Raw genomic sequence first — 14,053 nt, 5'->3', positions numbered from 1 at the left:
TGCGATGCCCCACCTGCGTTCCGACGTCACCACCCAGGGCCGCAACGCCGCCGGCGCCCGGGCGCTCTGGCGGGCCACCGGCACCGGCGAGGACGACTTCGGCAAGCCGATCGTCGCGATCGCGAACTCCTACACGCAGTTCGTGCCCGGGCACGTGCACCTCAAGGACCTCGGCGAGATCGTCGCCGACGCCGTGCGGGCGGCCGGCGGGGTGCCCAAGGAGTTCCACACCATCGCCGTCGACGACGGCATCGCCATGGGCCACGGCGGGATGCTGTACTCGCTGCCCAGCCGCGAGGTCATCTCCGACGCGGTCGAGTACATGGTCAACGGCCACGCCGCCGACGCCCTGGTCTGCATCTCCAACTGCGACAAGATCACCCCGGGCATGCTGAATGCGGCCATGCGGCTGAACATCCCGACCGTGTTCGTCTCGGGCGGGCCCATGGAGGCCGGCAAGGCGGTCGTGGTGAACGGCGTCGCGCAGGCCCCGACCGACCTCATCACCGCGATCTCGGCGTCGGCGTCGGAGGCCGTCGACGCGGCCGGGCTCAGCGAGGTCGAGCGGTCGGCGTGCCCGACCTGCGGCTCGTGCTCGGGCATGTTCACCGCCAACTCGATGAACTGCCTCACCGAGGCCCTCGGCCTGTCGCTGCCGGGCAACGGGTCGACGCTGGCCACCCACGAGGCCCGCCGGCAGCTGTTCGTGCAGGCCGGGACCACGGTGATGGACCTGGCGAAGCGCTGGTACTCCGAGGACGACGCGAGCGCGCTGCCGCGGGGCATCGCCACCAAGGCCGCGTTCGAGAACGCCATGGCCCTCGACGTCGCCATGGGCGGGTCGACCAACACCGTGCTGCACGTGCTCGCCGCGGCGGCCGAGGGCGAGGTCGACTTCACCCTCGCCGACATCGACGCCATCTCCCGCCGCGTGCCGTGCCTGGCCAAGGTCTCGCCGAACTCCGACTTCCACATGGAGGACGTGCACCGCGCCGGGGGCATCCCGGCCATCCTCGGCGAGCTGCGCCGCGGCGGGATGCTGCACGAGGACGTCCACGCCGTCCACGCAGGTTCGCTGGCCGAGTGGCTCGACCGGTGGGACATCCGCGGCGGGTCGCCGGCGGAGGGGGCGATCGAGCTGTTCCACGCCGCCCCCGGCGGGGTGCGCACCACGCAGGCGTTCTCCACCGCCAACCGGTGGAGCTCGCTGGACACCGACGCCGCCGAGGGCTGCATCCACGACGTCGAGCACGCCTTCACCGTCGACGGCGGCCTGGCGGTGCTCACCGGCAACCTGGCCCCGCAGGGCTCGGTGATCAAGACCGCCGGCATCCCCGAGGAGCTGTGGGTGTTCACCGGCCCGGCGCGGGTCGTCGAGAGCCAGGAGGCCGCGGTCGAGGTGATCCTCTCCAAGACCATCCAGGCCGGTGAGGTGCTGGTCGTGCGGTACGAGGGGCCGGCCGGCGGCCCCGGGATGCAGGAGATGCTGCACCCGACCGCCTTCCTCAAGGGCACCGGCATGGGCAAGAAGTGCGCGCTCATCACCGACGGCCGGTTCTCCGGCGGCTCCAGCGGCATCTCGGTGGGCCACATGGCCCCCGAGGCAGCGGCCGGCGGGGCGATCGGGCTCGTGCGCGACGGCGACGTCATCACCATCGACGTCCACCGCCGGCTGCTCGAGGTCGCCGTCGACGACGCCGAGCTGGCCGACCGCCGGGCCAAGATGGAGGCCTCCGAGCGCCCCTGGCAGCCCGCCGAGCGCGACCGTCCGGTGTCCCGGGCGCTGCGCGCCTACGCCGCACTGACCTCGGGCGCGGACACCGGAGCGGTCCGGCGCCTCCCCTGAGCCAGGCCTCCTGAGCAGCCCCGGCGCCGACATGTCGACGCCTGGGTGGTGGTCACCGCGCTGATTCCCGGTGGGGCTCAAGTGCGGCGACGCGGCTGCCGAAGGTGCGTGCGGACCGGGATGGACCCGGCCTGCAGCTCGGAGGATCTTCCATGGCCAACGGCGCCACCACGTCCCGACTCGCCCCGTCCTCGTGGGGCCTGCGCGCCCGCCTGCTGGTGGCCATCCTGGTGGTGGCGTCTGCGTCGGTCGGGATCGCCGGGTTCGCCGTCGTCCGCATGGCCGGGCTCAGCGCGCAGGCCGAGCGGGTCTCCGCCGAGGGGCTGATCCCCCTCGACGCGCTGCGCACCCTGCAGGCGACCTGGTGGCAGCAGTCGGCCGAGGACGCCCGGTCCAACATCCAGGGCCTGCCGCCGGAGGACACGGCGCGGTTCCGGCAGAACGCGCAGGACCTCCACGCGCAGCTGGGCCAGCAGCTCGACGCCCTGTCCGCGCTACCCCTGACGGGTGCCGCCCGCTCGGCGGTGGCGGATTTCGCCACCGCCGAGCAGGCCTTCGACGCAACGCTCGCCACCCTCGTCGACCAGCGGATGGCCGGGGACGAGTCGCAGGTCCCGACCCTGCTGGCCGACTTGCAGCAGGAGCAGACGACCATGGCCCAGGCGCTCGTCGACGCCACCGGGGCGGCCAGCGCGGCCGCGGCCGCCATCACCGAGAGCGCCCGGGCCGACTACGAGTCGGCCCGCACCACCACCCTGGCCATCGCCGGCGTGGCCGTCCTGGCCGCGGTCGCCCTCGCCCTGCTGGTCGCCCGCAGCGTCACCCGCCCCGTGGGTCGCATCCAGCAGGTCCTCGGCCAGGTGGCCGACGGCGACCTGCGGGTGCGGGTCGGCGCGGCCGGGCGCGACGAGCTCGGCGACGTCGCCCGCTCGCTGGACCGGACGCTGGACGGCCTGGCCGAGGTGTTCGCGGTCGTCACCGGGTCGGCCACCCGGCTGTCGGCTGCGTCGGCGGAGCTGTCGGCCGGCGCCGAGGTCGTCGCCCAGGACGCCGCCCAGGCCGCCCGCCGCACCGAGGTCGTGGTGGCCTCGGCCGGCGAGGTGTCGGGCAACGTGGCCACCGTGTCCGCCGGCTCGGAGCAGATGCGCTCGGCCATCGGGGAGATCGCGCACAACGCCCAGCAGGCCTCGCAGGTCGCTGCCCAGGCCGTCGACGTCGCCGCGGAGACCACCCGCACCGTGCACACCCTCGGGGAGTCCTCGCAGGAGATCGCCTCGGTGGTCAAGCTGATCACCGCCATCGCCGAGCAGACCAACCTGCTGGCGCTCAACGCCACGATCGAGGCGGCGCGGGCCGGGGAGGCGGGCAAGGGCTTCGCGGTCGTGGCCAGCGAGGTCAAGGAGCTGGCGCAGGAGACCGCGCGGGCCACCGAGGACATCGCCCGCCGGGTGGAGACCATCCAGGGCGACACCGCTGGCGCGGTCGAGGCCATCGGCCGGATCTCGTCGGTGATCGGCGAGATCAACGACTACCAGGCCACCATCGCCGCCGCCGTGGAGGAGCAGACCGCCACCACCACGGAGATGAACCGCAACGTCGCCGCGGCCGCCGCCGGCACCGAGGAGATCTCCGGCGCCATCTCCGGCCTGGCCGAGGGCGCCCGCGCCGCCGGTGAGCGCGTGGCCGGGACCCGTGCAGCCAGTGCCGAACTGGCCACCATGGGCCGCGACCTGGAGGTGGCCGTCGCCCGCTTCCGGATCTAGCCGCTCCGCGGGCTCGCCCTCCGACGGCGGCGAGCCCGCAGGACGTCGCCCACGACGAGCGCCACCGAACCGCCTAGAGGTACTGGCCCCCGCCCGGCTGCGGCGCGGCGGGCTGGCCGCCACCGGGCAGCGCCTTGCGCCGCATCTCGTCCAGCTGCGCGCGGGCGGCCATCTGCTGGGCGAACAGCGCCGTCTGGATGCCGTGGAACACGCCCTCCAGCCAGCCGACCAGCTGGGCCTGGGCGATGCGCAGCTCGGCGTCGCTGGGGGTCTCCTCGGCCGTGAAGGGCAGGGTGATGCGCTCGAGCTCCTCGCGCAGCTCGGCCGACAGGCCCTCCTCCAGCTCGCGGATGGAGGCGGCGTGGATGTCGCGGAGCCGGTTGCGGCTGGCCTCGTCGAGGGGGGCGGCCCGCACCTCCTCGAGCAGCTGCTTGATCATCGTGCCGATCCGCATCACCTTGGCGGGCTGCTCGACGAGGTCGGCGACGCCCTCGCCCGCCTCGGCGGCCGGCATGGGCACCGCACCCATCGGCTGGCCGTCGGGGCCCACGACGACGACCTGGCGGTGCTGGCCCTGCGGCTCGGGTGCAGTCATGCCCCCCATCCTGCCCTCGGTCGAGCACCCCGGCCCGGGCGGGCCGTCCGTGACGGATCGGCCCCTCACGGTGACGGCGGCACGGTTAGGGTGCCCCCATGGGACCGGGGGCCGCACGGCTGGACGTCGCGCGCGTGCGCGGGCTGTTCCCCGGTCTCTCCGACGGCCTGGTGCACACCGACGGGCCGGCCGGCTCGCTGGTGCCCGAGAGCGTGCTGAGCGCCGTCTCCCAGGCCATGCGCGTGCCCATCGCCAACCGCGGCGGGGTCTTCCCGTCCTCGGCCCGGGCCGAGCAGCTGGTCTCCGGTGCACGCACCGCCGTGGCCGACCTGGTGGGCGGGCGACCCGGCGGCGTCGTCCTGGGGCCCAGCCTGACCTCGCTGACCTACGGGTTCGCCCGCACGCTGGCCAAGGCGTGGCGGCCCGGCGACGAGCTCGTCGTCAGCCGGCTCGACCACGACGCCAACACCCGGCCCTGGGTGCGGCTGGCCGAGGAGAGTGGCCTGCTGGTCAAGTGGGCCGAGGTGGACATCGAGTCCGGCGAGCTGCCCGAGTGGCAGTACGACGAGTTGCTCACCGACCGCACCCGCCTGGTCGCGGTCACCATGGCCAGCAACGCCATCGGCACCCGCCCCGACGTGCGGGCCATCGCCGACCGCGCGCATGCGGTCGGGGCGCTGGTGTTCGTCGACGGCGCGCACGCCGTCCCGCACGGCCTGGTCGACCTCACCGCCAGCGGGGCCGACTTCCTCGGCCTGTCGGCCTACAAGTGGTGCGGCCCGCACGTCGGCGCGGTGGTGGCCGACCCCGAGCTGCTGGGCTCCCTCGACCCCGACCGCCTGGTGCCGGTCTCCGACCGGGTGCCCGAGCGGTTCGAGACGTCCACGGCGGCCTTCGAGCTGTACGCGGGGGTCGCGGCCGCGGTGGACCACCTGGCGGCGCTGTCCCCGGCCGCGGCCGGCACCCGCCGCGAGCGGCTGGCCACCTCGATGGCCGAGGTCGTGCGCTACGAGGGGGAGCTGTTCGACCGGCTCGACGGCGCGCTGCGCTCGATGCGGCACGTGCAGGTCCTCGGCTCACCGCAGTACCGCACCCCGACGCTGTCGTTCACCGTGTCGCGCATGACCCCCCGCGCCGTCGCGCGGGAGCTCTCCCGGCGGGGCATCTGCGCCTGGGACGGCGACTACCAGTCGCGCGAGCTCTTCGACGCCCTGGGCGTGAACGAGCAGGGCGGCGCCGTCCGGCTGGGCGTCCTGCACTACAACACGATGGAGGAGGTCGACCACGTCGTGGACGCGGTCGCCGCCCTCGCCTAGGGGCCCCTCCCTCAGGTCACCAGGAGCACCTTGCCGGTGTGCGAGCTCTCCTCGAGGATGCGGTGGCCGTCGGCGGCCCGGGCCATCGGCAGCCGGGTGTGCACCACCGGCCGCACCCGGCCGGCCTCGACGTCGGGCCACACGTGCGCCCGGACGGCGGCGACCACCGCAGCCTTGCCGTGCGGGCCCTCGACCGGCCGGCCGCGCAGCCCGGCGGCGTAGACGCTGCCGCGCTTGGCCAGCAGCGCACCGATGTCGAGCTCGCCCTTCACCCCGCCCTGCATGCCGATGACCGTGATCCGGCCGTCGGGCGCCAGTGCGGCGACGTTGCGGGGCAGGTAGGCCGCGCCCATGTTGTCCAGCACCACGTCGGCCCCGCCGGCCGCCCGCACGACCTCGACGAAGTCCTCGTCCCGGTAGTTGATCGTGATGTCGGCACCCAGCTCACGGCAGAAGGCCAGCTTCTCGGCGCTGCCGGCCGTGGTGGCCACCCGGGCCCCGGCCCGCACCGCGAGCTGGATGGCCATGGTGCCGATGCCGCTGCCGCCGCCGTGCACCAGCAGCAGCTCCCCGGACCGCAGGCCGGCCTGCATGAACACGTTGGACCACACCGTGCAGGCCACCTCCGGCAGCGCCGCGGCGGCCGCCAGCTCCACCCCGGCCGGGCGGGGGAGCACCTGCGCCGCGGGGACGGCGACCTTCTCGGCGTACCCACCGCCGGCCAGCAGGGCGCAGACCTCGTCGCCCACCTGCCACCCCTCGACGCCGGGGCCCACCTCGCTGACGATGCCGCTGCACTCCAGCCCCAGCACCTCGCTGGCCCCCGGTGGCACGGGGTACCGGCCCTCGCGCTGCAGCAGGTCGGCCCGGTTCACCGCGCTCGCGACCACGTCGAGCACCACCTCGCCGTCGCCGGCGACCGGGTCGGGCACCTCGCCCCAGACCAGGGTCTCGGGGCCGCCGGGGGACTCCTGGGTGATCGCGCGCATGCCCCCGACCGTAGGGGCCGGTCGGCGGGCGCGCGCGGCCGGCAACCCGCAGGGTGGGGCGGTGCAGCTGCCCGTGCCCGCCGTCCCCGACGTCCCCGGTTGGGTGGGGCAGCACCTCGGCCACCTGCACCGGGACGACGCCGTCCGGCCCTCCGAGCGGTTCCGCGGCGGCCAGGCCGCCGCCGACGCCGCGCTCGCGACCCTCGACGTCACCGGGTACGCCGGGCGGCGCAACCAGGTGCTGCCCCCGTCGCGCCGAGGGGCCAGCGCGATGAGCCCCTACCTCCGGCACGGCCTGCTGCAGCTGCGCGAGGTGTGGGACGCCGTCGCCGACGCCCCCACCAGGGACCGCACCACGTACCGCGACGAGCTGATGTGGCAGGAGTACAGCCGGCACCTCTACGCCCGGCTGGGTACCCGCACCCGGTCGGCGCTGCGGGCCGAGCCGGCACGGGCGCACGCGCGCTGGCAGGAGCCCTGGCCGCGGGACATGCTGTGCCTGGACACCGTCCTCGACGAGCTGGACCGCGACGGCTGGCTGGTCAACCAGACCCGCATGTGGGTGGCCTCCCAGTGGACCGTGCGCGCGGGGCACGACTGGGCGGCGGGCGAGGACGAGCTGTTCGCCCGGCTGGTCGACGGCTCGCGGGCGGCCAACCGGGTGGGCTGGCAGTGGACGGTCGGCGCCGGCACCGGCAAGGCCTACGGCTTCTCCCGCTGGCAGGTGCGCAAGCGGGCGCCGGGGCTGTGCGAGCAGTGCCCGCTGGCCGCCGACTGCCCGGTCGACGCCTGGCCCGACGACCAGCCCACCCGCTGGCTCGCGCGCGAGCCCCTGCTGGCCGCGGACCCGTCCCCCGGCACCACCGCCGGGCCGGCCGCGGTCGAGAGCACCGGGGAGCCCGCGGCGGTCTGGTTGACCGCGGAGTCGCTCGGCACGGCGGACCCCGCGCTGGCCGCGCACCCCGACCTGCCGGTGGTGTTCGTGTTCGACGAACCGCTGCTGGCCCGGCTGCGGCTGGCCTCCAAGCGGCTGGTGTTCCTCGCCGAGACCCTCGCCGAGCTGGCGCTCGACCGTGCGGTGGAGCTGCACCTGGGTGACCCGGCGGAGGTGCTGGCCGGCCGCGACGTGGCGGTCACCCACGCGCCGGTGCCCGGGTTCGCCCGGCGCGCGGACGCGGTGCGGCCGGTGGAGCTGCACCCGTGGCCGTGGCTGCGCCGCCCCGGTGCCGGTCCGGTGAGCAGCTTCAGCGCCTGGCGGAAGGGGCTGCCCCGCCGCTGAGGTGCAGCCGGTCGCAAGTGGACCGCAAGTGGTCGGCGGCACGGTCTGCCCATGACGCAGACCAGCACCCCCGCCCTCCCGTTCCCCGTCACCCCGCGCCGCGAGGGTGAGCCCGAGGCCGACCTGTTCGCCTTCGGCCTGATCCACCGCACCCTCCGCCAGGGCACCCGGATGGTCGCCGAGGTCGCCGCCTCGATCGCCGCCGGGGCGCCCTGCGACCGGCGCCGCCGCGACGCGGTCGTCACCTTCACCCGCAACGTGCTGGAGGAGGTCACCGTGCACCACAGCCGGGAGGACGACGTCCTGTGGCCGGTCATCGCGGCCTCGGCCGGGCCGCACGTCGACCTGGACCCGCTGTCGGAGGACCACGTCGCCCTGCACGCCGTCCTGCACCGCGCCGAGCAGGCGGTCGCGCTGTTCGCCACCGACGTCCCCCGCGGGGCGGTGGCGCTGGTCCGCGAGATGACGACGATGGCCGACGAGCTGGACGAGCACATCGCCGACGAGGAGGCCGAGGTCTTCCCGGTCATCCGCCGTTGGGTGTCCGCGGCGGACTTCGCCCGCTGCGAGGAGAGCTTCCGCAAGGGCAGCAAGCCCGCGCACGCGGTGTTCGTCGTGCACTGGGTGCTGTCGGTGGCCACGCCCGAGGAGGCCGCGAAGCTGGTGTCGATGGCCCCGGCACCGCTGAAGCTGATGCTGGCGCTGACCCGGCGGGGGTGGACCCGGCGCCGCGACCTCGTCCGCGGGTGAGTCAGCCCAGCGCGTCCCGGGCGGCGGCGACCCACCGCGGGTTGCCCGTCGCCCGGGCCACCTCGACGGCGACCCGCTGGTGCGCCCGCGCCGCCGCCCGGTCCCCCCGGTGCGCGGCCAGCCGGGCCAGCAGGGTCGCCGTCGGGCCGAGCGCGATGGACGCCGTCCAGGCCGCGCAGACCGTGCCCTCGTGCGGCAGCAGCCCGGTGTAGGCCTGCTCCACCAGGTCCCGGTCGCCCACGGCCAGCCCCAGCCAGCCCCGGATGCCGAGGAAGACCGGGGTGAAGTAGTCGGGCCGGACCGGCTGCAGGCCGGTGGCCAGCGCCCGTGCCCCGGCGTGGTCCCCGTCGAGCGCCAACGCCAGGGCCACAGCCGCGTCGAGGTCCTGGTGCGAGACGTCGGCCACCGCACGGGTCTGCTCGACGAGGTCGGCGGTGTCGCCCTCGGAGACCCGCAGGCACAGCAGGCACAACCACCACAGCGCCCGGGCCTGGTCGGCGTGGAAGCCGGTGGACCCCACCGCCTCCACGGCCGCGGTCCACACCGTCTCCGCCTCGGGCCGGCGGCCGGCGACCGCCAGCCGCAGCCCCCCGTACCAGGCGGCCACCCCGGCCAGCAGGGGGAGGCCGTACGCCTCGGCCAGCCGGGAGGCCTCGGCGACGTGCCGGTCGGCGGCGTCCAGGTCCGAGGACCCGCAGCAGGCCTGGACCAGCACCAGCCGGGCGCCGGCCTCGAACAGACCCAGGCCGTGGCGCTGCGCCAGGTCCAGCAGCTCGGTGCCCAGCGCGTGCCGCTCGGCCAGCCCGCCGTACCGGTAGGTCTGCAGGTAGCGGGCGTTCAGCGCATGCGCCAGCACGACCGGGTCGTGGCACCCCCGCGCCAGCGCGACGGCGTCCAGGCTCGCGGCGTACCCCTGCTCCCCGGGTGCGCCCGGCTCGCCCTCGAGCTCCAGGGCGAGCACGCCGAGCAGACGGGACCGCAGGTCGGGCCGGTCGGCCAGCCGGGGGAGCACCTGCTCGACGGCGCCGACGAGCGCCGGGTCGGGGAGGGCGGTGCGCGAGGACCAGAGCGTGGGGACGTCGACGGACAGCACGACCTCGGCGACCAGCTCCGCGTCGTCCCGGCCCAGCGCCGCCGGCAGCGTCGCCGCCCGCAGCGCGACCGCGGCCGGCACGTCACCGGCCAGGGCGAGGGCGCGCGTGCGGCGGGCGGCCAGCCGGATCCGGGCCGCCGGGTCGCCGGCGGTGGCCTCGTGCGCCCGCCCCCACCACGCGGCGGCGTCGCGGTGGGCGAAGTGCCGCTCGGCGAGCTCGGCCGCCGCGGCCGCCGAGCGGGCGCCGGCCGCGGTGTGCGGGTCGCCCGCGGCCAGCTGGTGGTGGGCCAGCGCGGTGACGTCGCCCGGCCGCATCCGGGCCAGGGTGTCGGCCACCCGGCCGTGCAGGCGCCGGCGACGCACCGAGGACAGGTCGTCGTAGAGGGTGTCGCGCACGAGCACGTGGCCGAACCGCAGCCGGCCGGGCCCGGGCTCGACCAGCAGCCCGCTGACCAGCACGGTGTCCAGGGCGTCCAGCACCTCGTCGCCGTCCCCCTCGCCGGCCGCGGCGAGGAGCACGTCGGCGTCCACGTCCCGCCCGCACACTGCGGCCAGCCGGAGCAGGGACGTCGCCGGCGCGGGGAGCACCGCGCAGCGGTGCCGGACGACGTCGCGCACGGTGCCGGGCACCCGGCCGACGTCGGCCCCGGTGCCGGCCAGCCGGACGAGCTCGCGGACGTGGAAGGGGTTGCCCTCGGCCCGGTCGACGACGGCCGCGACCACCTCCGGGTCCAGCGGGACGGCGCTGGTGCGGGCGACGAGGTCGGCCACCGCGGCGGGTGCGAGCGGGCCCAGGGGCAGCTCCTGCGCGCCCAGCCGGCCGAGGTCGGCCCGGGTGGCCGACAGCACGGGGGTCGGCTCCTCCCGGGTCGTGGCCACCACCAGCAGCCGGGGCAGCCCGCGCACCAGGGCCAGGAGCAGCGCGGCGGTCTCCTCGTCGGCGCGGTGCAGGTCGTCGACCACCACCAGCAGCGGGGCGCCCGACGCCACGCCGGCCAGCCAGTCCACGACCGCCCGGTGCATCCGGAACCTGTTCCCCGTCGGGTCGCCGGCCGGGTCGGAGGGGAAGTCCTCGAGCAGCGGGGCGAGGGGGCGGGGGTCGCCGGGCGGTTGCTGGACGGCCAGCCGGCGCAGCGCCTGCGACCACGGCCAGCCGCTGGGCGCACCGTCGGACTCCGGGCAGCGGACCGGCAGCACCCGCCACCCCTCGGCGGCGAGGTCGGCGGCGACCCGGCCGGCCAGGGCCGACTTGCCGCTGCCCGGGCCGCCCGGGACGAGGAGCACCCGGACGCCGTCGCCGTCGGCGGCCGCCCGCACCGCGCCCAGCTCGGCCTCGCGGCCGACCAGCTCCGGGCCCGTGGCGGGGACCGGTTCGACGGCGGGGTGACGCGCCGCGGGCGGGCGGGCCGGGGACGCCGGTGCGGGGGTGAGGTGGGGGGCCTGGGCGAGGACGCCGTCCTCCAGCGCGCGCAGCGCGGGCCCGGGGTCCACGCCGAGCTCGTCGGCCAGCCGCCGCCGGGCGGTGCGCAGCGCCTCCAGTGCTTCGCCCTGCCGGCCGGAACGGTAGAGGGCCAGCGCCAGCAACCTCCAGCCCTCCTCGCGCAACGGGTGCTCGGCCACGTGCGCGCGCAGCTGGGGCAGCGGGTCGCGACCCGACGGCGCGGCGAGCGCGGTGGCGGCGCAGCGCTCCACGGTGCTCAGCCGCAGCTCCTCCAGGCGGGCGACCTCGGGCACGGCCCAGGGCTCCCCGGCGAACTCGGCGTAGGCCGGTCCGCGCCACTCCTGCAGCGCGGCGGTCCACCGCTCCCGCGCGGCGTCGGGGTCGGTGGCCCCCAGCCGGTCGCCGTCCTCGACCGCGCGCACCGAGCGCAGCACGTCGACGGTGCCGGGGTCCGGGCGCAGCGCGTAGCCGGGCGGGACCGTGACCAGCAGCTGCGCGGGCGTCCGCGGCGGGCGGTCGGGCTCCAGCGCTCGCCGCAGGTGGCTGATGTGCGCCTGCAGCGCGGCCAGGGCCCGCGGCGGGGTCTCGGCGTGCCAGAGGTCGGCGACCAGCACGTCGGCGGGGACCACGTGCCCGCCCGCGACGAGCAGCCGGGCCACCACCGACCGTTGGCGGGGGCCGCCGAGGTCCACCGGGGACCCGTCGCGCAGCGCCTGCACCGCGCCCAGCACCCGGAACTCCAGCCCCACGCCCGGCAGCGTAGGGGGTCCTGGTCCCTCCGTCAGCGGCCGCGGAGCTCCTTGCGGAGGATCTTGCCGGCCGCGCTCTTGGGCACCTGCTCGATGAACTCGACGATCCGGATCTTCTTGTGCGGGGCCACCTTCTCGGCCATGTAGGCCATCACCTCGTCCTCGGAGATCTCCGACCCCGGCGCCCGCACCAGGAACGCCTTGGGCAGCTCCTCGCCGGACTCGGCGTCCTTGACCCCGACGACGGCGGCGTCGGCGATGCCCGGGTGCGCGATCAGCACGGCCTCCAGCTCGGCCGGGGCCACCTGGTAGCCCTTGTACTTGATCAGTTCCTTGACCCGGTCCACCACGGTGTAGCGGCCCTGCTCGTCGACCACCGCCACGTCGCCGGTGTGCAGCCAGCCCTCGGCGTCGAGGGTGTCGCGGGTGGCCTGCTCGTTGTTCAGGTAGCCGGCCATCACCTGGGGCCCCCGCACCCACAGCTCGCCGCGCTCGCCCGCGGCGGCGTCCTCGCCGGTGGCGGGGTCGACCAGCCGGCACTCGGTGCCCGGGATGGCGAACCCGACGGTGCCCTTCGGGGTGTCCCCGGCGCCCTCGGGCTGCAGGCCGCGGTCGGGCGTGGTGTGGCTGACCGGGGACAGCTCGGTCATGCCGTACCCCTGCGCGACGGTGACGCCGTCCTCACCGCTGCCGGCCAGGCCGCGCAGCCGCTGCTCCACGGCCACCGCCAGCGACTCGTCCAGCGGCGCAGCGCCCGAGGTGATCGACCGCAGGCTGGACAGGTCGAACTGCTCCACCATCGGGTGCTTGGCCAGCGCCAGCAGGATCGGCGGGGCGACGAAGGCCCGGGTGACCCGGTGGTCCTGGATGGCCCGGAGGAACTGCTCGAGGTCGAAGCGCGGCAGCGTGATCACCGCGCCGCCCCACTGCAGTCCCTGGTTCATCAGCACGGTCAGGCCGTAGATGTGGAAGAACGGCAGGACGGCGATGATCCGCTCGCCCCCGGGGGCCAGGTCGATGAGCGGACAGGTCTGCGCGACGTTGGCCACCAGGTTGCGGTGGGTCAGCATGACGCCCTTGGGCAGGCCGGTGGTGCCGCTGGAGTAGGGCAGCGTGACCAGGTCGGTGGCCGGGTCGATGTCGGGGGAGACCGACGGCGCCTGGGTGGTGAGCAGGTCGCGCAGGCTGTCCACGCCCTCGGCGCCGTCGAGGACCACCAGGTCGGTGACGCCGGCGGACTCCATCGCCGGGCGGGCGCGGTCCAGGAACGGCGACACGGTGACCAGCAGCTTGGCCCCGGCGTCCTTCAGCTGGAACGCGATCTCCTCGGGCGTGTACAGCGAGTTCACCGGGCTCATCACGCAGCCGGCCGCGGCGATGCCGTGGAAGACCACCGGGAACCAGATGGTGTTGGGCGAGAAGACCGCGACGACGTCGCCCTTGCCCAGCCCGCGGGCGTGCAGCGCGGCGGCGAACCGGTCGACGTACCCGACCAGCTGCGCGTGGCTGATCGTCTCGCCCGAGAGCCCGTCGACCAGTGCCGGTGCGTCACCGAGCTCGGTCGACCGGGCCAGCACGTACGAGGGCACGGGGACGTCGGGGATCTCGACGTCGGGGAAGCGGCTGGCGAGCACCACGGTGGTTCCTCCTGGGGCTGGGCGTGATGCCAGTCTCACACCCGCCCGGGAACGGCGGTCACCGGGGCCAGAGCACCTGCTGGGTGCACCGGAACAGGGCGGTGGTCGCACCGGTCGTCGCGTTCGTGACCACGGCGTCCCAGAGCTGGGTGGTGCGGCCGGCGTGCACGTTGGTCGCCACGCAGTCGATGCGGCCCTCGCGCGCGGTCCCGAGGAAGTTGCTCTTCAGCTCGATCGTGGTGAACCCGGTCGACCCCTCGGGCAGGAGCGCGCGGGTGGCCAGCCCGCACGAGGTGTCGGCCAGCGCGACGACCGTCGCGGCGTGCAGGTAGCCGTTGGGCGCCAGCACCTCGGGCCGCACGTCGAGGTGGCTGGTCAGCCGGCCGGTCTCGTGCGTGTCGACGACGACGCCCACCAGCCCGGGCAGCGTCCCCGGCAGCAGGTCGTTCAGCTCGTCGGCGGTGTGGAACCCGGTGGCGGCCATGCCCGCAACGTAGCGGTGCGCCGGGCATGGGAGCCCATGCACCCGGTGATGGTGCCCGTGACCGGGTGCACGGGCTCCCATGCCCGGTGGTGGGCCGGGCGGTGGGCCGGG

General features: G+C 75.9%; 10 protein-coding genes. 5 read left to right on the top strand and 5 right to left on the bottom strand.

Annotated elements, in window-relative coordinates; all coding sequences use genetic code 11:
• Window positions 1-4 precede the first annotated feature (4 nt).
• Window positions 5-1,846: a dihydroxy-acid dehydratase gene (gene ilvD / locus TEK04_RS19715; protein ID WP_336406071.1), complete on the top strand. Its 1,842-nt coding sequence runs from the start codon at window positions 5-7 to the stop codon at window positions 1,844-1,846.
• Between the two features lie 152 nt (window positions 1,847-1,998).
• A complete protein-coding gene (locus tag TEK04_RS19710; protein WP_336406070.1) occupies window positions 1,999-3,609 on the top strand; it encodes a methyl-accepting chemotaxis protein in 1,611 nt (536 codons plus the stop codon).
• Window positions 3,610-3,682: 73 nt separating this feature from the next.
• Here TEK04_RS19710 and TEK04_RS19705 read toward each other — a convergent pair whose 3' ends face one another.
• A complete protein-coding gene (locus TEK04_RS19705) occupies window positions 3,683-4,204 on the bottom strand; it encodes a bacterial proteasome activator family protein (protein WP_336406069.1) in 522 nt (173 codons plus the stop codon).
• A 98-nt stretch (window positions 4,205-4,302) separates the two neighbouring features.
• Here TEK04_RS19705 and TEK04_RS19700 point away from each other — a divergent pair, with 98 nt between their 5' ends.
• Window positions 4,303-5,520 (top strand): cysteine desulfurase-like protein, encoded by a 1,218-nt coding sequence (locus TEK04_RS19700; RefSeq protein WP_336406068.1) that lies wholly within the window; start codon window positions 4,303-4,305, stop codon window positions 5,518-5,520.
• Window positions 5,521-5,531: 11 nt separating this feature from the next.
• On the opposite strand, the gene TEK04_RS19695 is transcribed toward TEK04_RS19700, so the two are convergent.
• Complete coding sequence (locus TEK04_RS19695; protein ID WP_336406067.1) at window positions 5,532-6,509, bottom strand: NAD(P)H-quinone oxidoreductase; 978 nt, start codon at window positions 6,507-6,509, stop codon at window positions 5,532-5,534.
• 61 nt (window positions 6,510-6,570) lie between these two features.
• Between TEK04_RS19695 and TEK04_RS19690 the strand changes: the two genes are divergently transcribed.
• Together TEK04_RS19690 and TEK04_RS19685 are read left to right on the top strand one after the other, a co-directional pair.
• The gene (locus TEK04_RS19690; protein ID WP_336406066.1) at window positions 6,571-7,788 is read left to right on the top strand and encodes an FAD-binding domain-containing protein; all 1,218 of its coding nucleotides are present in this window, start codon (window positions 6,571-6,573) and stop codon (window positions 7,786-7,788) included.
• Window positions 7,789-7,839: 51 nt separating this feature from the next.
• Window positions 7,840-8,538, top strand: a complete 699-nt coding sequence (locus TEK04_RS19685; RefSeq protein ID WP_336406065.1) for a hemerythrin domain-containing protein — start codon at window positions 7,840-7,842, stop codon at window positions 8,536-8,538.
• A 1-nt stretch (window position 8,539) separates the two neighbouring features.
• Here TEK04_RS19685 and TEK04_RS19680 read toward each other — a convergent pair whose 3' ends face one another.
• Genes TEK04_RS19680 through TEK04_RS19670 form a run of 3 tightly spaced genes read right to left on the bottom strand, consistent with a single transcriptional unit; the run spans window position 8,540 to window position 13,942 of the window.
• A complete protein-coding gene (locus tag TEK04_RS19680) occupies window positions 8,540-11,821 on the bottom strand; it encodes an ATP-binding protein (protein WP_336406064.1) in 3,282 nt (1,093 codons plus the stop codon).
• Window positions 11,822-11,853: 32 nt separating this feature from the next.
• Complete coding sequence (locus TEK04_RS19675) at window positions 11,854-13,458, bottom strand: 4-coumarate--CoA ligase family protein (RefSeq protein WP_336406063.1); 1,605 nt, start codon at window positions 13,456-13,458, stop codon at window positions 11,854-11,856.
• Between the two features lie 58 nt (window positions 13,459-13,516).
• Window positions 13,517-13,942 (bottom strand): PaaI family thioesterase, encoded by a 426-nt coding sequence (locus TEK04_RS19670; RefSeq protein WP_336406062.1) that lies wholly within the window; start codon window positions 13,940-13,942, stop codon window positions 13,517-13,519.
• Window positions 13,943-14,053: the final 111 nt, after the last annotated feature.

The organism is Klenkia sesuvii (genome assembly GCF_037083825.1).
GTDB lineage: Bacteria > Actinomycetota > Actinomycetes > Mycobacteriales > Geodermatophilaceae > Klenkia > Klenkia sesuvii.
Note: the sequence above shows the minus strand (reverse complement) of the source record. Positions and strands in the feature narration are given on the sequence as shown.